The sequence below is a fragment of the Mycoplasma sp. 2575 genome, from assembly GCF_053851635.1.
The window spans coordinates 16,692-40,866 of record NZ_JBSQBB010000007.1 but is presented as its reverse complement, the minus strand read 5'-3'; the positions used below and the strand labels follow the sequence as shown (position 1 = coordinate 40,866).

15 protein-coding genes and 6 tRNA genes are annotated in these 24,175 nt (G+C 27.5%); 7 read left to right on the top strand and 14 right to left on the bottom strand.

All coding sequences use genetic code 4. The features are described 5' to 3' along the window. Window positions 1-45: 45 nt before the first annotated feature. From ACWXVU_RS01935 to ACWXVU_RS01925, 3 genes are read right to left on the bottom strand one after another with little or no spacing between them, the layout of a single operon-like run. Window positions 46-1,107, bottom strand: a complete 1,062-nt coding sequence (locus ACWXVU_RS01935; RefSeq protein ID WP_455966235.1) for a hypothetical protein — start codon at window positions 1,105-1,107, stop codon at window positions 46-48. 3 nt (window positions 1,108-1,110) lie between these two features. Next, the gene (gene rsmH / locus ACWXVU_RS01930) at window positions 1,111-2,022 is read right to left on the bottom strand and encodes a 16S rRNA (cytosine(1402)-N(4))-methyltransferase RsmH (protein WP_456012075.1); all 912 of its coding nucleotides are present in this window, start codon (window positions 2,020-2,022) and stop codon (window positions 1,111-1,113) included. Further along, on the bottom strand, window positions 2,019-2,459 hold the full coding sequence (locus tag ACWXVU_RS01925; RefSeq protein WP_438340860.1) for a division/cell wall cluster transcriptional repressor MraZ: 441 nt from the start codon (window positions 2,457-2,459) through the stop codon (window positions 2,019-2,021). Before ACWXVU_RS01925 ends, rsmH begins: the two co-directional genes overlap by 4 nt. A gap of 171 nt (window positions 2,460-2,630) precedes the next feature. Here ACWXVU_RS01925 and ACWXVU_RS01920 point away from each other — a divergent pair. The 4 genes from ACWXVU_RS01920 (at window position 2,631) to ACWXVU_RS01905 (ending at window position 3,048) form a co-directional block, all read left to right on the top strand. Beyond that, window positions 2,631-2,706, top strand: a tRNA-Thr gene (locus tag ACWXVU_RS01920). A gap of 108 nt (window positions 2,707-2,814) precedes the next feature. Next, window positions 2,815-2,889: transfer RNA gene (locus ACWXVU_RS01915), tRNA-Asn, on the top strand. Between the two features lie 4 nt (window positions 2,890-2,893). Beyond that, a tRNA-Glu gene (locus tag ACWXVU_RS01910) sits at window positions 2,894-2,969 on the top strand. A gap of 3 nt (window positions 2,970-2,972) precedes the next feature. Further along, a tRNA-Val gene (locus ACWXVU_RS01905) sits at window positions 2,973-3,048 on the top strand. A gap of 193 nt (window positions 3,049-3,241) precedes the next feature. Here the strand turns inward: ACWXVU_RS01905 and ACWXVU_RS01900 are convergent. The 6 genes from ACWXVU_RS01900 to ACWXVU_RS01875 all read right to left on the bottom strand — a co-directional run bounded on the left by ACWXVU_RS01900 (window position 3,242) and on the right by ACWXVU_RS01875 (window position 6,432). Then, the gene (locus ACWXVU_RS01900) at window positions 3,242-3,382 is read right to left on the bottom strand and encodes a hypothetical protein (protein WP_456012070.1); all 141 of its coding nucleotides are present in this window, start codon (window positions 3,380-3,382) and stop codon (window positions 3,242-3,244) included. A gap of 230 nt (window positions 3,383-3,612) precedes the next feature. Then, window positions 3,613-4,902 (bottom strand): MAG4270 family putative restriction endonuclease, encoded by a 1,290-nt coding sequence (locus ACWXVU_RS01895; RefSeq protein ID WP_456012069.1) that lies wholly within the window; start codon window positions 4,900-4,902, stop codon window positions 3,613-3,615. Between the two features lie 8 nt (window positions 4,903-4,910). Then, the gene (gene dcm, locus ACWXVU_RS01890; RefSeq protein ID WP_456012068.1) at window positions 4,911-5,783 is read right to left on the bottom strand and encodes a DNA (cytosine-5-)-methyltransferase; all 873 of its coding nucleotides are present in this window, start codon (window positions 5,781-5,783) and stop codon (window positions 4,911-4,913) included. Continuing rightward, window positions 5,731-6,153: a DNA (cytosine-5-)-methyltransferase N-terminal subunit gene (dcm_N, locus tag ACWXVU_RS01885; protein ID WP_456012067.1), complete on the bottom strand. Its 423-nt coding sequence runs from the start codon at window positions 6,151-6,153 to the stop codon at window positions 5,731-5,733. The genes dcm and dcm_N overlap by 53 nt, the downstream gene beginning before the upstream one ends. A gap of 114 nt (window positions 6,154-6,267) precedes the next feature. After that, window positions 6,268-6,351, bottom strand: a tRNA-Leu gene (locus ACWXVU_RS01880). Window positions 6,352-6,356: 5 nt separating this feature from the next. Further along, window positions 6,357-6,432, bottom strand: a tRNA-Thr gene (locus ACWXVU_RS01875). A 348-nt stretch (window positions 6,433-6,780) separates the two neighbouring features. Between ACWXVU_RS01875 and truB the strand changes: the two genes are divergently transcribed. Genes truB through ACWXVU_RS01860 form a run of 3 tightly spaced genes read left to right on the top strand, consistent with a single transcriptional unit; the run spans window position 6,781 to window position 9,350 of the window. After that, on the top strand, window positions 6,781-7,632 hold the full coding sequence (truB, locus tag ACWXVU_RS01870) for a tRNA pseudouridine(55) synthase TruB (RefSeq protein ID WP_456012066.1): 852 nt from the start codon (window positions 6,781-6,783) through the stop codon (window positions 7,630-7,632). Between the two features lie 9 nt (window positions 7,633-7,641). Next, complete coding sequence (locus tag ACWXVU_RS01865) at window positions 7,642-8,448, top strand: YcsE-related riboflavin metabolism phosphatase (RefSeq protein ID WP_444705151.1); 807 nt, start codon at window positions 7,642-7,644, stop codon at window positions 8,446-8,448. A gap of 53 nt (window positions 8,449-8,501) precedes the next feature. Beyond that, complete coding sequence (locus ACWXVU_RS01860) at window positions 8,502-9,350, top strand: FAD synthase (protein ID WP_438340863.1); 849 nt, start codon at window positions 8,502-8,504, stop codon at window positions 9,348-9,350. A 314-nt stretch (window positions 9,351-9,664) separates the two neighbouring features. Here ACWXVU_RS01860 and ACWXVU_RS01855 read toward each other — a convergent pair whose 3' ends face one another. From ACWXVU_RS01855 to ACWXVU_RS01835, 5 genes are all read right to left on the bottom strand, one after another. Then, entirely contained in the window at window positions 9,665-12,301 is a 2,637-nt protein-coding gene (locus tag ACWXVU_RS01855; protein WP_456012065.1) for a DEAD/DEAH box helicase family protein, read from the bottom strand. Further along, complete coding sequence (locus tag ACWXVU_RS01850) at window positions 12,294-14,189, bottom strand: DNA methyltransferase (RefSeq protein ID WP_438340865.1); 1,896 nt, start codon at window positions 14,187-14,189, stop codon at window positions 12,294-12,296. The genes ACWXVU_RS01855 and ACWXVU_RS01850 overlap by 8 nt, the downstream gene beginning before the upstream one ends. 1 nt (window position 14,190) lies before the next feature. Beyond that, window positions 14,191-15,849 (bottom strand): DNA methyltransferase, encoded by a 1,659-nt coding sequence (locus ACWXVU_RS01845; RefSeq protein WP_456012064.1) that lies wholly within the window; start codon window positions 15,847-15,849, stop codon window positions 14,191-14,193. Between the two features lie 493 nt (window positions 15,850-16,342). After that, window positions 16,343-20,041 carry a hypothetical protein gene (locus tag ACWXVU_RS01840; RefSeq protein ID WP_456012063.1) on the bottom strand — a complete coding sequence of 1,233 codons (3,699 nt, stop codon included), beginning with the start codon at window positions 20,039-20,041 and terminating at the stop codon, window positions 16,343-16,345. A gap of 182 nt (window positions 20,042-20,223) precedes the next feature. Continuing rightward, window positions 20,224-23,832, bottom strand: coding sequence for a hypothetical protein (locus ACWXVU_RS01835; protein WP_456012062.1), 3,609 nt, complete (start codon window positions 23,830-23,832; stop codon window positions 20,224-20,226). Window positions 23,833-24,175: the final 343 nt, after the last annotated feature.

The following is a 24,175-nucleotide window of genomic DNA, read 5'->3' as shown; positions in this document are numbered from 1 at the left end:
CTACTTTATCTTTAATTTAACTAAATTATATAAATAAAATTGAGTTTATTTTTTGTAATTAAAAGAATATCCTTTTTCCTCTCGTTTATTTACGTCTAAAATAAATAATTCAGAGGTTATAGTCATTTCTTTAATAGTATTTTGTCTTTTGTTAACAAGATTAATAATTCCCATCATTTCATAACTAATAACATCAATTGCGCAATAAGCTTTGTCTGATAAATAACTTAAAATTTTAAAGTTTTTAAACGTTTTTATGGTTTCTAGGAATTTGCTATTACTTACATTAAAATTAACTTTTATATTAATATCTTTTATATTTTTTAAAAAAGATTCAACATAATCATTAATTTTTTTTAAATAATATCCCAGAACTTTTTTAAATAATAAATTATTGCCAGAATTTAAGTTACATTGCCATAAATTAAATTTAGTATAAGCTATTTTTTTGGTAGTTTTCAATTGTTTAGCAATGAATTCAATTAAATAATCTATTCCTAAATTAACATTTTTTTTAATTATAACTACATCATTTTTTAAAACATTTAATTTCAAGCTGTAATCATCTAAATAAATTTGGGTAGCTATTCCAGAATCTCTTTGTTGATTAAAATAAATATTTTTAAGAAATTCATAGTCATAAATTTTTAAAATATTTAGGTTATTTTTCTTAAATAGATTAAAAATGTTTTTGGCAACATTTCATTCTAAAAGATTAAGACTTATTAATTGATTGTTATTATCATTATTTAGATATGAGTAATCAAATAAGTAATTACTATTTGATTTTTCTAAGTAGTATAGTTTCTTAGCTAATTCATAATTAGTTAGCTTTTGATTACTTTTATTAGAAATTATTTTCTTATTAATTTTCAAAAAAGGTGAATCTTGAATAATTACAACAACATTTTTTATTGTCAAAGATATGGTTGCTTCAATTTCTTTTTTAGTTTTGCAAATAAATGAATCTAACTCAAATAGGTTAAAAATTGTGCTACTAATGCTTCTTTTATAAATCAAAATATTTCCAAAAGAATTTTGCTCTATAACCTCAACAGAAAAACTGCTGACCTCAAATTTGTATGCTATAATAACACTTTTCTTCATAAATTAACCTATTTTTGTTATCACTCTCATTTTTGCGCTACGTGATCTTTTATTATTCTCAAATTCGCTTTGAGAAGGAAAAATAATTTTTTGTTTTCACTTTAATTCAGTCTGAACTGGCAATCTTTTTAATTTAGGATCTACATAATTTAAATTTTGAAAGAATCTTTTGACTTTTGCATCTTCCTTGCTATGAAAGGTTATAATAGCTAACTTGCCGTTAACATTTAATAAATCTATAACCTGATTTAGCAAATCATCTAATGCATTTAATTCATCATTAACCGCAATCCTTAAAGCTTGAAATACAGCTTTCGATGGATTCTTTTGTCTAACAATTTTGGCTGGTAATGCTTTTTTAATAATTTCATTTAATTCAAAAGAAGTACTAATTGGTCTATTTTTAACAATTGATTTCGCAACTATTCTTGCTAGCTTTACATCACCATAATCGTATAAAATTTGTGCAATTTTATCTTCTTCTCACTCATTGACTATTATATGTGCATTAAGTTCTGCATCCAAATCCATTCTCATATCCAGTTTTGTATCCTGTGAATATGAAAAACCTCTTCTAGCATCATCTAGTTGTGGACTAGATACACCTAGATCAACTAAGATTCCATCAACTTTTTCAATATTAAGTTTCGCTAATTCTTCTTTCAAGAATCTAAAATCACTCTTAACTAATATAAAAAGGTCACTCACTAATTTTAATTTTTGTTCGGAATCACGTATTGCTTCAATATCTTTATCAAAGCAAATAAGTCTCCCGTTACCTTGGTATTTTATTTTTTTTAAAATTTCAACACTATGTCCAGCTCTTCCTAAAGTTAAATCAAGATAAATCCCATTTGGCTTAATGTCTAATGAACTAACTACTTCATTTAGCAAAACAGGAATATGTTTTTCTATAATTTAACCCCTTGTTCAAATAATTTCTGAGCTAGATTATTAATGTCAATTTCATCTTCGAAATATCTTTCTTTTGCATCATAAACTTCTTTTGCAAAAAGTTCACAGGTGTTTCCTGATCCGATGAAGACAACATCCTTTTTGATAGTGGTTTTAAAAGCTAAATGTTTCGGAATAATAATACGATTTGACTTATCTGGCACAACTAATTCTGTATTTGCAAAGATAAATCTACTTAATTCTCTCAAATCTCTATTAAGCAAATTATTATCCTCAAGTTTAGATTTTAGTTTTTCAAACTCAACCTTATCTCTCAAAACTAATTGTTTGTCAAAACCAATTGTGATAAAAAATTCCTTTCCTAAATCATTAAGTATTTTAGGTGGAATGACAACTCTTAACTTGTCATCTAAGCTTCGCTCGTATTTACCATACATTTCCACTTCCTCCCACTATCAACCAAATTTTACTATTTTTATAAACTATTTTTTGAAAAAAGTATTTTTTTAATAAAAAGCGACAAGTTTATATTTTTTAAAATTAACAAATGAATAATTAATAATTTAGAAAATTACTTTTTTACTAAAATTTGCTAAAATAATTTACATGCTGGTTTAGCTCAGATGGTAGAGCAACTGATTCGTAATCAGTGGGTCGGGGGTTCGATACCTCTAACCAGCACCATAATTGCCGATAATACGAGATATGATGGTGCTTATATAAATAAATTAAAAATTTTTATTAAGAAATATTTTTTTAGGTTATAATAATTAAGCATTTACTTATATGAGTGCCGACTTAGCTCAGCGGTAGAGCAGCTGGCTGTTAACCAGTTGGTCGTTGGTTCAATCCCAATAGTCGGCGCCAGTATGGCCCTATGGTGAAGTGGTTAACACATATGGTTTTCATCCATACATGCGTGGGTTCGAGTCCCGCTAGGGTCACCATTTGGAGAATTAGCTCAGTTGGGAGAGCATCGCCCTTACAAGGCGAGGGTCGTGGGTTCGAGCCCCTCATTCTCCACCATTTGTAAATCACCAATAAAAAATGCCTTCACGGCATTTTTTTTATGCTTTATTTGTTATCCGCTAATTTAAGTGCATAACAAATAAACCAACATAATAAGATTTTTAGTTCCATTTCTCCAAAATTAGATCTTTCATTTTTGGAATAACTACCATTTCAATAGTTATCTTTTATCGATCTTTCATGTCCATATTTATCATATACAAGAAAGTTTTTTAATTTCTTCTTGCATCATGATTTCTATAAGATCTTTTGTATTTTTCTTAATAATTTCATAAACATCTTCTTTAATTATTGGTTTATATTTATCATATAATTCTCTTGCGCTTAGCATTTTAATATTTTTTTGGCGTATTAAAAAATCTCCTGTATAAATAATTTAAATTTAAATATTTGCTATTGGGAGATTTTTACACAAAATTATATATGGTACCACAGTATAATATGGAACCTAATTTAAGAAGTTCAAAATATTGTGGCTCATTTTTCTCGCTAATTAATGAAGGTAGATATAATAATTTTAATTAGCACTAATATGCTTCTCTAAATTTATAAAAGCAAATATTATGAAATATGAAGTCTTCTTAATTTAAGATATTCTTTTCTTTTACTAGATAAACAATGAATTGGAATATTTTTATATAAATATAAAACATCAAGATCATTTTTTAAAATATTATTTCTTAAAATTATCTGCTCGCCACTTTCGCTATAAGTAAAATAATTCTTATCAAATAACCTATGAACTGTTGATGTAAGATTAAGCAAATTTTCCTTATCAGTCACAAACACCTTATACTTATTTACAATATCCTTATATTGCTGTTCAATTTCAGAATGGTAGACCTTAAATACATTGCTCTTTATGCCAGCATATTTATTATTTTTAGACTTAAAAAATGCCACCATTTTTTCAATTTCTTTTTCAATATCATTATTAATATCTTTTATTTGATAGATATGAGCATTTTCAGAGGCGTTAGAACCTTCAAAAACTGAAACCTTTATTTTAGAAACCTTGTTTCTTTCGTTTTTAATTTCCTTTCTTGCATTTTCACTAAGGACTTTTGTCACATTCATTTGCTGCTTAATTAGTTTATTAAAATTCTTAATAATATCATTTTTATTTTGAATTGAAGAATTTATAAATTCAATATATCTTTTAATTTCCTTTTTTAGCGGACCAATATCGTCCTCTATTTCAATATTAAAAATTTTAGCTACTCACTCATCAATATTAGAGTCAGTTACATAAAATTTGAATTTTTCTACATCATCTTTTTTGATTTTAGAATAATCTCTTTCAAAAAGAAACAAATCATCTAATAACATTATTAAATTATACTTATATTGGTTATATTGTCCTTTTGTTTCACTAATATTTAATTCTATATCTCATACCATTTCGGCATTTTTTGGATTTTTAGCTGACCCAGCAACGTTATTGCCTTTAATAATTGAAGTTATGTTTTTAATTGTGCTTTGATAATGTTCTGAATTAAATCATTCATTAGCTATCATTAATTCTTTATTTTCTAATTTAATCAATTTATTGCTTGATCTATTGGGTCTCTTTTCTTGCTTATATTCCTTATCACATTTTATATTCAAATAATCAAATAGATCCTTGCGATAATGGAAATTGCTATTCTCCTGTTCTAATCAAGATGGTGTTGTAAATAAATCGATTCATAATTCTATAAATTCAATTTCTCAATGTAAGACAAAATTTTCATTCTTAGAAAAAAGTAAATTAATTTTACCTTTAAATTTTGAAGAAGTTGATGTTGAATCACAATAATTTTTTGACACAAAATTAAATGAATATTTTTTACACTCCTCTCACAAATCCATCCAAGACATTACAAGCATTTTATTATCACCTCTGTAAATAATGCTTCCAACACTTCAATAGATATGGAGTTTCCACAAGTGTAAATCATTCTTTCACTAGTCAACAAGCCTGTAGATTTCACTCTAATACCTTCTTGCTTAGAAAATCCCATATATTGATAAGCTTCTATTTCATCCATTGTCTTTATAATATTCTTATTTTTAAAATAAAATTTCAATCTACTATTTGCACCTGAAGCAGTTAATGTTGGTCCAAAACCCTTAGGCAAATATAAATATGCTTCTGAATTAAAACTTGAGTAATTTAGCATTTTAGATTTATAAATGTTCTTATTAGTTTTAATGAACTTTTCTCTTTTATATTTAAGTAAACTAGATAAGTCTTTTCCATTATTATTGAATCGAATAAGATTCGACAAATCTTTTTCATTAGATATAGGTTTGGGAAATTCAAAGTTATTTTTGCCTAAACATGATACAGCAAAAACACGCTCTCTATTCTGGGGGCTATTATAATCTACTGAATTAATTACCTTTCATTTAGTTTTATAACCCAATTTATCCAGTGCACTAATTCATTTTTTAAAATCACCTATAAACTTCTTAGTTGTTAGTGCCTTTACATTCTCTAATAATAAAACCTTTGGTAACCTATCTAGATTGTTTTCTAGAATTCGTTCAATTTGATATAAAAGACCACTTCTGCTCTCGCTTGTTATCCCTTTTTGTTTTCCCTGCTGTGAGAGATCTTGGCATGGAAATGAATAAGTTAGTATATCAATATCATTAGGTAATTTTTCAAATTGTTTTATGTCAGTCTTTGTTACTCTAGAGTTGCAAGTCTCTCTCTCTCTCTCTCTCTCTATGTGTGTGTGGCTCATCTATTTTCTCAATATTTTGCTTATACACTTTTTCAAAATATTCATTATTTATAAAAGCATATAAATAAGGGAAAATTGCGCTTAATTTACTAGGATGCATTCTTTCAAAATATTTTTTATTTACAATATTCTTACTATTTGAACTAAACGTATTGGTAGATAAAATTTCAGCTTGCATAGAACTAGGAATTTGTGTCTCTGCATTCAATCTACCATAATGAATTATCATATATGAAATAATTGCATCAATATAAAAATCACAAGCACCCAAACTAACTGCTTTAAAATTCAATTTATGCTCTAAATTCTTAAGAGCTTTATATTGGCTGCCAATGCCTGAAAACATTTCAAATAATTTTATTTTCCTCATAACATATTAAGTTTAGCGCGCAATTTGAATTATATTAATTATTTTTTCATTATAAAATTTAAAATAAAAAAAGAAAGGCATTTATAACCTTTCTAAACAACATATTTAATGATATGGTGCGCGAGGAGGGACTTGAACCCTCACGCCGGAAGCATTAGTGCCTAAAACTAACGTGTCTGCCAATTTCACCACTCGCGCATATATGGTGCCGTTTATAGGACTTGAACCTACGACCTACTGATTACAAGTCAGTTGCTCTGCCAACTGAGCTAAAACGGCTTACTTATTTAATGCTATATTATTATATATAATTTTTTTGTTATTTAATAAAAAAAGTAGCATATATTTTAATTTTTTGAAATATGATTCAAAACACCTATTTTTATTTTATACACTTTTATAAATTAGTAAATTAGTGTTTTTTATAAAATAAAGAGATATTTTTTAACTAGCAAATCAAGTAAAACTTGTCTCATGATAAATATGGTAATCTTCGTTAATACATAAATCCAACACTTAATTTAAAAACTAAGAAGATAAAGCTTTTGATATTCAGTTATCTCATCAATAACCCCTTCAATTGATTAAATAATTTAAAAATGATATAATAAATTACATTGAGGAAAAATGTTTTTTAAGATTAATAAAAAAAGAGGAGAATCAAGTTTTTTTGCAATTAAAAAATTTGCAAAGGAACATAATATTAAAAAGATTGGTCATAGCGGTACTCTTGATCCGTTAGCCCAAGGTCTTTTAATAGTTGCTAGTGATGATGATACAAAAGTTTTGCCATGACTTATTAATGATACAAAACAGTATTTTGTTGAAGCTTCACTTCATTGCTCTTCTAAAAGTTATGATGAAGGTGAAGAAGTTATTTTTTTAAAAAATAAAAAAATGATTACCAAGGAGCAATTAGAAAATGCGCTAAAACATTTTAAAAATCAAACCAAACAAATTCCTCCAGTTTTTTCGGCCAAAAAAATAAATGGACAAAGAAGTTATGATTTAGCTAGAAAAAACATAGATTTTTCATTAGCAGAATGTAATATTAAAATACACAACTTGGAGTTAATAGATTTTAACTATCAAAAACAATCATTCATCATTAGGACAAAAGTATCAAAAGGAACTTACATAAGGTCATTAATTCATGATATTGGAACATATCTTGAAACGGATGCTGTTGTAAATATTTTAAGGCGAGAGAAAATTGGGAATATCAAATTAAATGAAAGTCTCGATTTTGAGCAAATCAATAACATAAACTCTCTTTTTAGAGTAAAATTATATACACTTACACATTTTGAAGTGAAATTAATAAAGTCAAAATCGGTTTTTTTCGATAGATTTAAAAACTTTAACGGAAAAGGCCTTTTTACATTTAATAATCAAATAATTGGTTGAGGACAAATAAATAACGGTTTCATAACCTTCGACAAGGTTTTATTCAACCGTATATTTTCATTGCCTAGTTAAGAGGTTAAAATGAATAACAAGTACAAGATGGTTGTGTTTGATATAGACGGTACATTGCTACCATTCGGCATAGATGAACTTTCTCTAAGAATGAAAGAAATGTTTCGCAAATTAAAAGATGCAGGTTATATTAATGTGCTTTGTTCAGGACGTGATATTTTTACAGTCGGAAAACAAATACATAATCCATATGTTGATTATTTTATTGGTGCAAATGGAACATTTATTTTAGATTTAAAAACTAATGAATACATATTTGAACAAACTATTGATTATAATGATTTTGTAAAGTTCAGATTATTTGCTAATGAAAGAAAGATACCATTTTCATTTGTAGGATATAAATGGGGCTATTATAATGATTTATTTAATCTAAATCACTGATTCTATCTACCTTATAAAGATAAATTTATATCAGAAAAAGAATTTGAAACAAAAAATGATAAAAACTATCTAATCACTGTTAGCACAAATAATCCCGAATATTGAGCTAAGCAACTTAATATTTTATTCGAGCACCATAATATGAATATGTGAGTTTTAGCAACATGACCTGGGGGAATATTTCTTTCAGCTAAAGGCATTACCAAGGCCGTGGGTCTAGAAGTATTGGGCAAACTGCTGGATATTAAGCCAAGTGAAATGGTTGCATTTGGTGATTCTGAAAATGACATTGAGATGCTAAAACTAGTTGGTTTAGGAATAGCTATGGGAAATGGAGAAGATACCACTAAAGATGTTGCTAATGAAATATGTTTACCTGTTACCGAAGATGGACCATATTTCAAACTAAAAGAAAAAGGATTTTACGAGTAATCGTAAAATTTTTATTTATTTTTAAAATTATTAATTAAAGTAAAATTATTAATATGAAAATTTTTGAATGAAATTTTAAACAAATTTTTGAAATAAATAATGACTTAATTATGGTTTTAGGCAGTTTTGAAACTCTTCATCTAGGACACTATGAATTAATCAAAATTGCAAAGGACCTAAAAAATTCAGGGGCAAATTACAAATTAGCAATTATGCTATTTAACCAACCATATAAAAAGTCGAAAATACATGAAAGCAAGGCCTTCCAAGTCCAAACAAGACTATATACATTATTTAATTTAGGATTCGATTTCGTATTTTTGGTTGATGTTAATGAAGATACAATGAATGTTTCACATTATGACTTTTGCAATAATTTAAAAAATAATAACGTTAAATATGTTGTATGCGGTAATGATTTTTATTTTGGCTTTCGTAGAAGTGGCGATGTTAATTACCTTAAAAAAAATTTTGAAGTCTATACAGCAAACGAACGAAAGATTAATAAAAGAAAAATTTCCTCAACATTAATAAACGAATTAATTGATGAAGGCAACATTTCGGCAATAAATAATCTACTTATTGAAAAATATGCTTTTATTACCAATTTTGATAAATTTCATTTTAAATATCCTGAAAATATCAAAAAAATTAAATCAGGAATTTATATTACAAACGTTGTAATTAATGATATAGAATATCACGGTTTAGTTAAAATTGGCATAAAAAATGATGAAGGTTTTGATAATGTTGCCTATCTTTTAGATCTTGATATAATTCCAAGCAAGTATCAAGAAATATTTGTCGAGTTTGAAGCATTAATAAGATATATCAGTCTTAATCATGAAAATAAAATTCAAGACAGCGATATACAAATTGCCAAAAAATGATTTGCTAAATAAATTAAATTTGGATACTGTGGATAATTTTGTATAAATCAGTCTCAAACTTATTTTGAAGGTAGTATAAAAAATTTTGTGTAAATTTATCTCTGGCTTACTTTTTTTAATAAAAGATTTGAGATTAGCAATTACGAAAATCTAAATTTATTATGCAAAAAACAACCAAACAACATGACAAAATTGGAGAATTTTTCTTCCAAATATGTTGTTTGGTGGTACTGTAGATAATTTGGTGTAAAAATCTTCTGTTAAATATTTGCTATTTAGTCATCTCTACACAAAATTATCTACGATAGCATTTTAAAGCACGAATGCTACAGACTTTCAATAAAATCATCAAATTTTTGACTAAATTCGGTGGTTTTTAATTTATTGAAAAAAGGCATACCAATAACTCTTCAATTACCATTATTTGGCATAAGATTGATGTCACTGTTTATCAAGCTCAATAAATTCGCTTTCCAATTATCATGTTCGATTAGATGTGTACCTTTAGGTTCAACAAATACTTGCGAACTTATTTTATTGGTTTTGAAATAAAGAAGAAAATCAGGTTCAAAACGATCACCACTATCAAAATCATAAAGTGCAAGATCACTAAAACGTTCATTTCTAACTAAATAGAATTCAATATTTTTGTTTTCGAGTCGCTTTGCATAGTTATCACTAAATCATTTGACAAATTCTTTTTCTTCACTTGTTCCATAATTTTCATTAAAAACATATCATTTTTTAGAACTAAGATCCATTCTAAGTTTATCGCTTGCTTTACTTTGAGGGTTACCATTTCCGTCTTCATCCTCAACATTAGCAACATATATTAATTTATCTTCAATAACATCTTTAAGATATTTAGGACGTAGAACTTTTTCACCTACACTTGCATCTTTGAGCGAATAAAGATAATTTTCAATTTGTTTAAATGCATCCATAACAGCACTAAAAATATCTCTTCCACTTATTTTTGCTTTCGAGTCATTAGACTTAAAGATAATTTTAACATTTGAACCTAGATAATCAGATGAAGTTAAAAATTCTTGAAGTGATTTAAGATTAGAAAACTTAGATTTTAGAAAATCAAACTTCAGTGTTTCAAAATAAAGCGCACAGCCCTCAAGAATGTGATATTCAACATCTTGAAGATTAAGTTGTTGAACAATTTTAAGTTCTTCTATTTCATTATCTGATTGTGTGTCTAAATCAAAAAGTTTTTCCTCATTAGCCTTAATTTGTCTAATTTTAAAATCAATAGTTTTAGTAAAATTAACTTTATCTTGCTCGCTTGGCATACTATTTTGTTTTGGAACTCTTTTGTTAGTTCAAACTAAAGCATTTTGAAAAAATTCTGAATTTTTAAATTCTTCTTTAAGTTTAATTTCAACTACTTTACCATTATCATCATCAATAAGACCGGTTTGCTTAAGTGTGTTTTGAAGGTCATTAATATAGCGTGAATCGTTTTTGCAGTGGTAATAAAGAGTTTCTAGAACACGATATTTATTGCTTAAGTCTGCATCGAATTTTCGTTTGTTTCGATTCTGTTCATCATTGTTATACACAAAAGGACAATAACGGGCTCCACGTCCAATTAATTGAGCTTCTTTAATTGTATACTTGTTGGTTTTTACACGTGTATTTTCTTGACGTTCATCATGTAGTCTAACAATGTCAAAAAGGTTAAGTACATCTCAACCCTCATTTAGTTGATCAACTACAAAAATACCTCGCAAGACATTGTCTTTATCTTCCAACGTATTGAGCAACACTTGCGTTTGTGCATCAATTGCACTTTCAGTGGATGAGTTAATAATGACTAGTGTTTGCTCACGAAAACTTTCTTTGAGTAGATTAACTAATAATTGATAGTCTTGATGTCCTAAATTTTTAAAGTAACTAAGACTTTGCTTCATAATTGGAATATCAATAGTTTCAAGAGCGATTATATCTTCAATACTTAGTTTTTGAATTTTTTCTTTAAATTCTTCAAAAAACTTCTTACTTTCTACAATTGTTTTTGACTTAAATAAAACCACAGGTTTTATTTCTAAGCCTAAATCATTAAAAAGCATATGACGATATTCACTAATAATTAATGCTATAAGCGATCTTTGTCAATATGTTGTCTCAGAACTTATGTTTTGAAAGTTTTTGGTTCATTTTTCGTCTCTAAAAGTTTTGAGAGGATAGTCAAAAATCAGTTTATCAGCGTATTTTTTATTAATATCTTCATTATTAAGACCTGCAGTTGCACTAAATTCAAGTAAAAGCGATTCGGGATGTTTATTATATAAACTAATTACAGTGTTTTCCCAAGAAGGTTCTTCAAATATCTCGGGTTTTTGTACTTTACTTTTGGCTTTTGTGCTTGCATTTAGATGATGAGATTCATCGCTAATAAATACTACTTTATGATTGCTAAAATCATATTCACTCATAGCATTTTCGCGTGGACTAATAATGTCATTATGTAATTTTTGAATGGTTGTAAAACATATATTAATTGAGTCTTTATCAATGTTTGAAGCTTGAAAATTATCAACAATATTGATTTTTATTGTTTTATTGAAGCATTTTAAAGGCGAAGCAAATAAATATTTTGAACTTGCTGGATTTGCAAAGTTTTCTTTAGTTTTTTCAAGAATATTGGTTTGTGATACAAAGAAAATAAAGTTTCTATAACCTTGTTGATATAAAAATAGAATTAAAGCAGCCATTATTACTGTCTTTCCACTCCCTGTTGCCATTTGGAATAGGTTGTGTATTTTATCTTGAGTACGTAATTTTGTATTACCTTCATCAAGATAATACAAAATAAATGATTGAATTGCTCTAGTTTGGTAATCTCTCAATTTAATTTTAGGATTTAGTCCATTTACAATAAATGTGTCAAGGTCTTTAGGTGGAAAATAATCTAATATATTTTTTAATTTATCAGCTAAATTATTATTCATTCTCTACCTCATAAAATGATTTACTAAATTGTTTGTCAGCTTCACTAATTCCATATGACTCATCATCTATTTGAGAATAATTTACATACAATTTGTTTTTGTTAATTATTGAAATAAGACGAGCTTTTTTCTCATCAAGACTAAGTGAATCAAAAGTACTTAAGCTAGATTCAATTTCTGCTTTACTTAAATAAGGAATTATGTCATTAGAATTTAGTATTTGGTTTTTAACATCAACAATGTTGTATTCAGTTGCTTTTTTTACCAAATCCACTCATTTTTGTGTATTTTGGGCTAATTCGCAGTACACAAATGAACCACCACCAGTTCAATCTGCCAATATTGATTCACCAGTTTGTTCACCATTGATTACTTTATTTAATCTAGAAACAGTAATGTTTTCTATATAATCCATTTGTTCAATACCAATATATTGACGTCGCATTTTATGTGCTACAGCAGCTGTTGTTCCTGAACCAAGAAAGAAATCAAGAACAATATCATCAACTTCTGTTGAATGTAAAATAAGATAATAAATAAAGGACTCTGGTTTAGGGTATTTAAATTCATCGACAAAACCTAATTCTTTCGCATCCTTCGTAGCTACTTGGTTCATATATTCATTAGAGGCAAACCAAAGTGAATTAAATGTATTACCTTTAGTTTTTAAATCAGATAACCATGTTTTATATATGAAACCTCTTTGATTTTTATTGTATTCTTTTTTAAAACAAATTTTTCCTGAAGCAATATGTTTTTCAATTGTATTCTTCGAAAATATTCAATATCTACCATCGGGTGGATAATCTTCTTTACCAGTATATGGATTTCTAATACCAAAGTAATTATTTTCTTTGTTACCTGATTTGGCACTTGGGTTATCACTTATTCAAGGACCTTTAGGATCATTGTCTGTATTCTTATATTTTGATAATTTTTTCTCACCACCAATAAGATTAATATTTTCTTTATTCTTTGCATAGGATAAACAATTGTCGTGTTGAATATTTATACCAGTTTTAGCATCGTTGGTAGTACTTTTAGTCTTGCGAATAAAATCGGCTATAAAATTATCTCTTCCAAATACTCCATCACTTAAAACTTTTAAATATGATCTTTCATGTTCATCGCATGATATAAAAATCACACCATCATCCCTTAATAATTTTTTGGCCAACTCTAGTCTATTCTTCATAAACACAAGTCAGGTTGAATGGTTGAATTTATCATTGTATTGAAAGGAATCATCGTTTCTGTTATAAGGTGGATCGATATAGATACATTTAACTTTTCCCTCATATCTCTTTAATATAGAGCTTAATGCTATAAGATTATTCCCTTTAATAATAAGGTTATCTTTTTCATTAAATGATATGTTTTGTTCTACACCTTGTGAACTATAGCGTTTTGCATTAATTAAGACTTTAGGATCAAGAAGTCTGTTAATATCGTCAAGACCAAGAGTTTCATTAAGCATAACTTCGCTGCGTTTTTGGTCATCTTTGTCTTGATTGCCAACTAAAACACAATCTTTGTAAGGGAATGAAAGTACAACATCGTTGCTTTCGTCAAGAAAGTGTCCATTGTTATCAACCAGGCCAATGCGATTTTTAAAAGAAGTAAAACTATCAGGCATAAAGTCTTTTAGATTGATAAAATCTATGAATTTTTTGTCATTAAAAATTCAGATTTCTTTAACCTTAACAAAGAAATTTTTGCGTATTAACTCATTTGAATAAAGAATCTCCATAAGATCGCTATCATGATTATTAACTGCAGCAAAAATATTACCTAATAAAAGCTTATTTTGTTCAGAAGAATAATACTTATTATTATCTTTAAGTATATCTAATAAACATTGAGTTAATGATGTGATTTTTGGTTCCATATTACTCCTTTCTATTACATCTATTTATATTGTTAAATTCATAAAACGATTTGCTAAATTGTTTGTCAGCTTCACTAATTCCATATGACTCATCATCTATTTGAGAATAATTTACATACAATTTGTTTTTGTTAATTATTGAAATAAGACGAGCTTTTTTCTCATCAAGACTAAGTGAATCAAAAGTACTTAAGCTAGATTCAATTTCTGCTTTACTTAAATAAGGAATTATGTCATTAGAATTTAGTATTTGGTCTTTAACACAAACAATGTCTTTACTAGTTGCTTTTTTTACCAAATCCACTCATTTTTGTGTATTTTGGGCTAATTCGCAGTACACAAATGAACCTCCTCCCTGTCAGCCTACTAACTGAGATATTCCGCCTTGTTCACTATCAATAACTTTTTTAAGCCTTGCTAGTGTGATGTCTTCAATATAATCCATTTGCTCAATACCAATATATTGTCGATTCATTTTGTGTGCTACAGCAGCGGTTGTTCCTGAACCAAGAAAGAAATCTAGAATAATATCACCTTCATTTGTAGTAGCATCAAGGAGTTTTTTTATCAATTCTTCAGGTTTTTGACCTGCACCAAAACCTACACTTTGTTTTGCTCCTACGATCCAATCCATTGAATAAATCCCGTTTTCCTTTGCTTTTATAATGCTTGAAGTCATTATTTTAGAACCTGAACTTGATAATTCAAATGTATAGGTAGGTTTATAAAAAATTTTACTACGCACCTTACAAAAATGATAGATTGTTTCATGAACACGAGGCCATATAGTGCTAGTCGCTTTATACCCAAAAGGTTTTCCGCTTTCTCATATTAACTCTTTAAAATAATCAAATCCCAAACTTCTAATCAAAATATCTAAATATGACTTCATATTTTCGTCTATACTTATAAAAATACTTCCATCATCCCTTAATAATTTTTTGGCTAGCTCTAATCTGTTCTTCATAAATACAAGTCATGTTGAATTGTTGAATTTATCATTATAATTAAATGAATCATTGCCAGTGTTGTAAGGTGGATCGATATAGATACATTTAACTTTTCCCTCATATCTCTTTAATATAGAGCTTAATGCTATAAGATTATTCCCTTTAATGATAAGATTATCTTTTTTATTAAATAATATGTTTTGTTCAACTCCTTGTGAGCTATAACGTTTTGCATTAACTAGGACTTTAGGATCAAGAAGTCTATTAATATCATCAAGCCCAAGAGTTTCATTGAGCATAACCTCACTACATTTCTGGTCGTCTTTGTCTTGATTGCCAACTAAAACACAATCTTTGAAGGGGAATGAAAGTACAACATCGTTGCTTTCGTCAAGAAAGTGTCCATTGTTATCAACTAGGCCAATGCGATTTTTAAAAGAAGTAAAACTATCAGGCATAAAGTCTTTTAGGTTGATAAAATCTATGAATTTTTTGTCATTAAAAATTCAGATGTCTTTAACCTTAACAAAGAAATTTTTGCATATTAATTCATTAGAATAAAGAATTTCCAAAAGATCGCTATCATGATTATTAACTGCAGCAAAAATATCACCTAATAAAAGCTTATTTTGTTCAGAAGAATAATACTTATTATTATCTTTAAGTATATCTAATAAACATTGAGTTAATGACGTGATTTTTGGTTCCATATTAGTCCTTTCTTTGCGGTTTTTTTGCAAAAACTATAATTAAATTTCTTATCTTGTTCACTTATGTTGTGGGAAGTAAAAAACTATAATTTTGTTTGAATTATATAAAAATTTTATCTAAGTTAAGGTGATATTGTTAAGAAATACAACAAAATTTTATAGACATTAGCAAGTATTTTATTACTATTCATAAATACAACAGCAGTTATTCCTAATTGAGAATCTGTTTTTAATTAGTTACAAATTATTTTTGAAAAAGAAGATTAAATAATTAAAATAACCAAACAACATATTTGGAAGAAAATTTATCCAATTTTGTCATGTTGTTCGGTTGTTTTTTGTCTAATAAATTTATATTCGTGCGATCGCTATTCTCAAATCTCTTACTCAAAAAGTAAGCAGGAGATAAATTTACACAAAATTTACTACACTACCGTGAATTATTTATTTTGAAAACTAAAAACCTAAAATGTTTATTAAAAATATATGATTATTAATGTTTCATATTAAGAGATTCTAGCAATCCATTAGCTTTTGAAGCCTCTTTTTTAGCCCTATCAAGTTCTTCGATTTTACTATTTGAAATAGATTCTTTTTGTTTAATTTCCTTATTTGATTGGGAAATCTTCTTATTTAATTTTAAATCCTCTAATAAAGCATTCTGAAGATTATTATTCGTTGTGTTAATCATAGAATCTGCTTCCTTATTTTTTTGGATTGCTTTTTCATTATCTAAAATCGCTTTGTCTAGTTGTTTTTGCTTTTGATACAAATCATGAGTTTTATTTTCAAAGTCTTTATCAACATCTTTTATTTGGCCTTGAATATTGTTCTTTTCAAGTAAAGAATCATTATTTGATTTCTCAGCATTTTCATAATCTAATTGCTTCTGAGCTAATAAATCAGTTTTATTTTTTACATCTTGATTAGCTAAATTAACCTTATTTTTAGCATTGTCCTTAAGGTTATTAGCATGAAGTATTGCCTGATTTAATTCACTTAAACTATTATTTTTATCTTCCAATTCCTTCTTTTTTTCTTCTAAATTAGTATTTAAATTTATAAGATCTTGCTCTGTTTTCGCCTTATTTTGCGATGCTTGTTCAATCAATTTAGCATTATTTTTTAATTCATTATTTTTATCAGCAACTTCTTTACTTTTATTATTTGTATTTTCAAGTTCTTGTTGGTACTTTTGATTAGCCAGAGCTATATTATTAAGTGCCTCTTGCAATTTATTATGAATATCGGTTTGTTTTTGAATTAACGCTTGATGATTTTTTTGCGACTCTTGATGCTTAGCATTTGCACCTTTTAACGCCTTTGTTTTTTTATTGACATCTTCTTGTTTCATGCTAGCTTCTTCATTCGCACTTTGCAATTTCTTTTCCAAATCCGTCTTGCTTTTTAGCGTTTTTTGGACTTGCTTATTAGCATCATCAACAGCACCCTGCTTTTGAGATACTAAAGTTGTCTCATTATTAACCTTTTGTTTTAATTCATTTAATTTTTCTTGTAAGAAAGACTCTTTGTTTTTAGCTTCTTGCAATAATTTTTGAGTGCTCTGAAGTTGCTTATCTTTATCATCATGTTCTTGTTTAGCTTCTTGCAATCGATGCTCTGCATCTTTTTTAGCCTGGCGTGCTTGTTCTGCCTCAACACGTGCAACCCCTAATTGACTAAGTTTTTGTTTAATTACTTCTTCCTTATCCTTTACGGACTTTATTGCTGTATTTTGTTTCTGTTCAGATTGAGATTTTAGCTGCTCATTGTTAGATTTAGATTCTTCTAGCATCCTTTTATCATTTGTTTTCTTGGTAATATCAGCTTCAATTTCTGAATTTTTTTGCGAAGCTTCACCAATTAGATGTTGTTGCTGATTTATCTGGTCTTCATATTTCTTGAGAGAACTAGTTAAAATAGTTGTATTTTTATTAATTTCAGCAATTTTATTATGAATAGCATTTTCATTATTCTCTTGCTTATCATATTCGCCTTCAGCATCCAACCATTTTCTTTTAGCTTCTTGTTCTTCTCTTAAAGCTTCATTATATAGAGATTCTTTATGTTGCCTAATAAAATATTCATCTCTACCTCTTTTTGAATTATTTCAATCTTTTGCCTTTTGCTCTGCGTCAGCCTTTTTTTGCAAATAAGCTTGATATGCCTTTTGTTTTTTATCTTCCAATGATTTCTTATTTCTTAATATCTTTTCCAGTTCTTTTTCTTCTTCGTTACGCTTATCATCTTCAAAACCAATTATTGTTTTTAAATTTTCATAAGCATGATTCAATTCATTAAGTTTTTTATTATGATTTTCTTTAATGCCCTCTTGCTCTACTTTCATCCTATTAGCTTGGTCAATATCTTTTTGCTTTTGTGCTAAATCTATAATTGTTTTTTCAAGATCTCTATTTCTTCTTTCGACTTCGCTTGCTGCGCTATCCTTTAGACCTTGAAGCCTTTTTAGTTCTTGCTTTAATATTTCATACTCATTATTCAATTGATTAGCATATTGGTCTTTATCAGTCTCATTTTTTGATGCGCTATCTAGCTCTTTTTGAAATTTATTTCTATCATTTTCTGCGTTGGTTTTTGCTTTGTTTTTCTGCATTAAGTCATCATTTTTTTGCTTAGTGTTTCTTATTGCTTCTTCTAGCTGAGTCTCAATTTCTCGGTTTTCAGATGTGGCTTGTGCTAACGTTTTTTTAGCTTCTTCTAATTCCTTGGTTTTTTGATTTAAATTTTGTTGTTTTTGCTCATAATCAAAATTGGATTTTTTTATTTGTTCAGCAATACTGTTTTGAGTTTCTTTTACCTTTGACAATTCAGAATTTGCATCTTGCAAATCTTTAGAAATACGAGCTATATCGTTAATATTCTCTTTTTCTAATTCATTAGCTTGTTGTACTTCATTATTTAGTCTTATATTTTCGTTGGTAAGGTCTTCAGCTTTTTGTCTAGCATCATTTGCTTCTTTTTGTATATCTGCAAGTTTTTGATTTGCTAAAGCTAATTGTTGCTTAGCGTTGTTTAACTCATTATTGATTCGGGTTTTGTCAGTATCAAGAGTATTAAGAATTCTATTTATCTCTGCAACTTCATTTTGCATACGATTTATTTCTTTTTCAGATTCATTTTTAGCCCTTAATGCACTATTATATTCATCTGTTTTTGAATTAAGATCCTTAATTTTTTTATTGATATTTTCCTCTTGTTGTTCAAATTCAGAATTAGCACTGTTTTGGGCATTTATCGCATCTTGCAATGCTTTTTTTGCTTCATCTAACTCTTTGGCTTTTTTAGCTAAATCATCAGATTTTAGAATAGCATCTTTATTAACGCTATCATGATCTGAATTAACCTTATCTTTTTTATTTTTTGCCTCTTCTAGGGCTTTTTTTGCTTCTTCAAGTTCTTTGGTTAAACGCTCAACTTCTTTAGTGGTGGAAATTACATTATTATTTGTTAGTAGCTTATTTTGTTCGGCTGCTTTTTTTTGTTTTTCAAATTCCTTAATTTTTTCCTTAATACTTTGTAATTGTTTTTCCAATTCATCTTTAGATTTTTTGGCTTCTTCTAGTTTCTTATTTGCTTCACTTAGCTCGTTGGTTTTAGAAATAACATCATTATTTTTTAATAAAGCGTTTTTCTTAGCTTGCTCTAGATCTTGTAATGCCTTTTCTCTAGCTTTTTTTGCTTCTTCTAGATCTTTATTTGCTTTTTCAAGTTCTGCCTGCTTGTCTTTTTCCTCTAGCTTCAAAGTTTTAAAGTGATGAATTAAAACTGTTTCACCATTATAAATCATCTGAAACTCATAATCAGTATCTGGATATAAAGGTTTTTCATTATTAATCCCAAATGACATAGATTTTTCTTCTTTATTAATAACATGAGTCTTTCTTTGCACATTATAAGGAGTTTTTTTAGCATAAAATAAAACTGAAAAAGAACGGTTAGTTTCATCATTTTTATCAATATTTTTTAAATGAAAGATCGCTGAGTTTGCAGTAATTTTCTGGTCTTTTATCTCCAAAGCCAAAAGGCTTTTTTTATCATGCTTATTTTTGTTTGTAAGATAAAAGGCTGCAATAGCTCCGGTTGTAATTGATGCTGCCAATAAAGCTGATGTTAATAAAATAACATTACGTTTTTTTCTTTTTACTTTGTTTTCTTCTACATTTTTATTCATAATTTCTTATACCTCTCTTTGATAAAATTAGCTTTTGTAAAATACCCAAGATTTTTCAAGAAAATATTAACATTTTTTTTTTTTTTTTTTGCAAACTTGCTACCAGTGTTTATGTATCATTATGAAATAATGATAAAAAGAGGCTATATGCCGCCTCTTTTTATCATGTTTTAAAAAAATTGCTATCTTTTTAATTTATTCAAATCTTTTTTTAATTCATCCAACTTATTTGTTATTTGCAAAACTTCTTGATTCTTCTTATTAACTTCCTTATTAATTTTATTTAACTCTTGGTGTGTCTCATCCTTGATTTTTGATAATTGCTTAATCGAATTAACCATTTGATCTATGTTTTTTTCATTCTTTGTTTTTTGATTATTAAGGTCTTTTAATTTCTGTGCTAATATCGATAAGGAATTTTCTTTTTCTTTTTGTTGTTTTTCATAGTTAGCAATATTTTTAGACTCCTCATCTAATTGCTTTTTAATAATTTCTTTTGAAAACTGCGATGCTTGTGTTTCTTGCAAAAGAAGATTTTTATTATTTGTTTTAGCTTCAATGTTCTTTTTTTGTAAACTAATGTTCTTATTTTGCTCTTCAATTTGATGTTGAACTTTTGAAATATCTTCCTTAGCTTTTTTGATTAACTCATTTAAGAGAGGAATTTCATCATTAGCTTTTTTTAATTCTTTCATTCTATTCATTAGTTCATTTTCTAGTTCGAGCAATTTATTATCAATAGCAGCCTTTGCTTCTTTAGCTTCCTTAAATTCATCATCTTTTTGTTTAACATCTTTTATTTTTTGGGTAACTTTATCATTTTCTTGAGTTAATTTTTCTCTTTTTTCTTTTCTTAGTTCTTCAGCTTGTTTTTTATCTTCTAGTAATTTTTGCAGTAGCATTTCTGCATCTTTTTTCTTTTGTGCTACAGCTGCCATTTTTTGTTTGATATCATCTAATTCATTGGTTTTTTGTTCTAATGATTCTCTTTTTTGCTTAATTTCTTCTTCTAAATTACTTAGTTTATTTTGAATATTGCTTTCAGTTGTAAGGTTTTGTTGATTTTTTTGCTTTGCTGCATCTACTTCTTGTTGATTCGTTTGCACATTGCTTCTATTTTGTTCCACTTTTGCATTTGCATCATCATGTTTTTTCTTAGCTTGTTCATTTTTAGTTTTTGCCTCTTCTAATGCTTGCATTGCTTCAGAAATTTCATTTGATTTTTGATTTAAATCACTAGTTTTTTGTGCAATTGTTGTTGAAATGGAAGATAATTGACCATCAAATTTTGCTTTTTGTTTTTTTACATCATCAAATATTGTTTGAGCATCATTTTTAGCACGTTCTGCCTCAGTCATTTCCTCTGTTTTTTGTGCAAGTGATTCTTTTAGTTTTTTTAGTTCTTGTTGCGAATTAGTTTTTTGCTGATTTATACTTTCTATTTCTTCTTCAATTTTTTGTTTATTTTGTGTTTCTTGTTCAATATTTTGCTGTATTTTTTGATCATTCGTTTTTAATTCTTGTATTTTAGATTCGACATCTTGAACCTTACTTGTAGCACTTTTAAATGAAGCATTAACTTCATTGTTTTTATTTGTTAATTCTTCTTTAGTTTTTTGAAACTCACTTAATTGCGATTCTTTTTGCGAAACTTGTGCTTCTTTAGTTGTTTTTTCTTCATTAGCTTGTTTATAATCTTTATCTGCTTGCTCTTTTGATGATTTGGCTTCTTGGCACTCCTTTTCTGCTTTTTTAAATAATTCTTCTTTTTGGGCTAGTTCTTGGGCTGCTTGTTCTTGGGCTTTTTTATTATCATCTAAGGCATTTCTAGCATCTTCTTCTTGCTTTTTGAGTCATCCCAATTCATTTTCAAGGTGAACTGCTTCATGTTTTCTTACTTCTAGTTGGTTCTCTAAAACATCTCGTTCATATTCATCATCAGTATTTTGAATATCATCTTCTAAATCTTTTATTTCAACTTCTATTTGATTTAGTTTATGTGTTTTACGGTTTATCTCAGAATCTAATCTTTGATGTTCATAGAGCGATTGACGATATTTTTCATCAATATTGGATTTTTTAGATTCAGCTTCTTCCTTAACTTTATTGGCCTCTTCTTTTGTGCTTTGTTTCGATTTTAATTCTTCAGTTTTCTTATCTAAATCATCTTTTGCGGTTTTGGCTTTTTCTTTTGTGCTTTGTAATTCGGCCTCAAGCATTGATTTTTCTTGTGTTATAGTATCAACATTTTTTGAAGCCTGCTCTAATTCTGATTTAGTTTTGCTCTTTAATTTTTCAACTTCCATTAAGTTTTGCTTTTCTTTTTCTAGTTCTGCTTGAGCTTGTGCTAATTCAGAATTGTTTGTCTTTCTTTCTGCTTCTTTGTCTTGTATATTTTTAATGGCGTTAGTTAATTGTTGCTGCTTTTGTTCTTCTTGTTGCTTAATTTGCTGATTTTTTAATTCTTCTTGCTGTATTTTTTCGTTTAATTGTGCATGTTGTTTATTGATTTTTTCTAAAGAATCTTTTTTATTTTCCAATTCAATACTTGCATTATTTTCTTCTTCAGCTAGCCTATCAACCTCCTTTTGCAGCCTATCTTTTTCTTGCTTGGCTTTTTGTATTTCTTCTTGAATTGCTTGTTTTTCCTTGTTTTTTTGAGTCAAATCAGATTCTTTTAACTTAGCATTTGTTTTTGCACTTTCAAATTCATCTTTGGCTTTTTGTTGATTTTCTAATGCAATATCCAATGATTTCTTAGCCATATCTAAATTCTTAGTTTTTTGTTCTAATTCATTTGCACTTTGTTGTGAATTTTTCTTTGCTTCTTCTAATTTTTGTATAGCTTCTTTTTGTTTTTCTAATGCAGCTTGCAATTCATTTATTGCAACATTGACTGCTTCTTGTTTAATGCTTGCCTCACTAGACTTTTTTTCTAGTTCTTTTGTTAATTGCTCTATAAGTGCTTCAGCATCGCTTATTTGTTTGCTTAGAGATTCTATTTTATTTTCTACTTCTTGATAATTTAATTGAGCTTCTTTTTGTTTTTGCTTTAATTTTTCAAGCTCATCTTTTAAAGCTGCTAGCTCTTGCTGTTTTCCTGAAAGATTTTTGTTGGCCTTATCTTGTTCTTCGGTAACTTGTTTTATATTTTCCTTTACTGTTTGTATGACTTGATTAGCGCTATCTTTTATACGCTTTTGTGACTCTAAATCATTCATTTTTGTTTGGACATCAGCTTGTAATCTGCTTAACTCTTCTTGAAGTAACTTGTTTTGATTCTTAGTTTGCTCTAAGTCCTTTTTAGCTTCCTCTAATTCCTTAGTTTTTAATGCTAATTTCTTAGCTTTTTCTTCAAAAACTTGTTCTGCTTTTTTAAAATCCGATATGGTTTTTTCGTGCTGCGATTTTAGATTATCTAGTTGTTTTTTTATTTCTTCTAAAATTCGACTATGTTCTAAAACTTCTTTTTCTTTTTTTATAGTCTCATTTTCTATTTGCTTTAATTTATCCTGAGATTCTGCATTTAAAGCCTCAAAATTTTCGATATTTTTATTTATTTCATTAATTTTTTTGTTTAATATTTTTTTCTTATTTTTTAGCTTTAACAGCATGTTTTTAGCAAGAGATAATTCTCTTTCCTTCTGCTCAATAATCTTTTTATTTAAAGATTGCAAATTAGAGCTATCTTGTTTTTTGCTTATACTATAAACAAAAACAGAACCAGCTGTCACAACTAAAGCAGACGATAATGATAAAAACAATGCTAAGGTAATTTTCTTTTTTTTCATTACAATACCACCTATAAAAACGCTTTATTTTAATGTATATATATAAATTATTTAATATAAAAATAAACTAGCCTAATATCGGTTTTTAATCAAAACAATATATATATATATAGTAAGACATATACTAAAAAACAGATAATAAATGGTACTTTATACTCATTTTTTATGCTTTTTTGTGCTTTTTTTAGGATTAGTGCTAATAAATTATTTAATTATCGCCCTATCTATTTTTTGTTTTATTTTGTATTTTTTCTTATTTTGCATGTTTTAACATGTCATATATTAAGATAAATAAAAAAGTAAAACAAGAAACTTCTAAATGAAATTGGTTGTTTTACTTAAA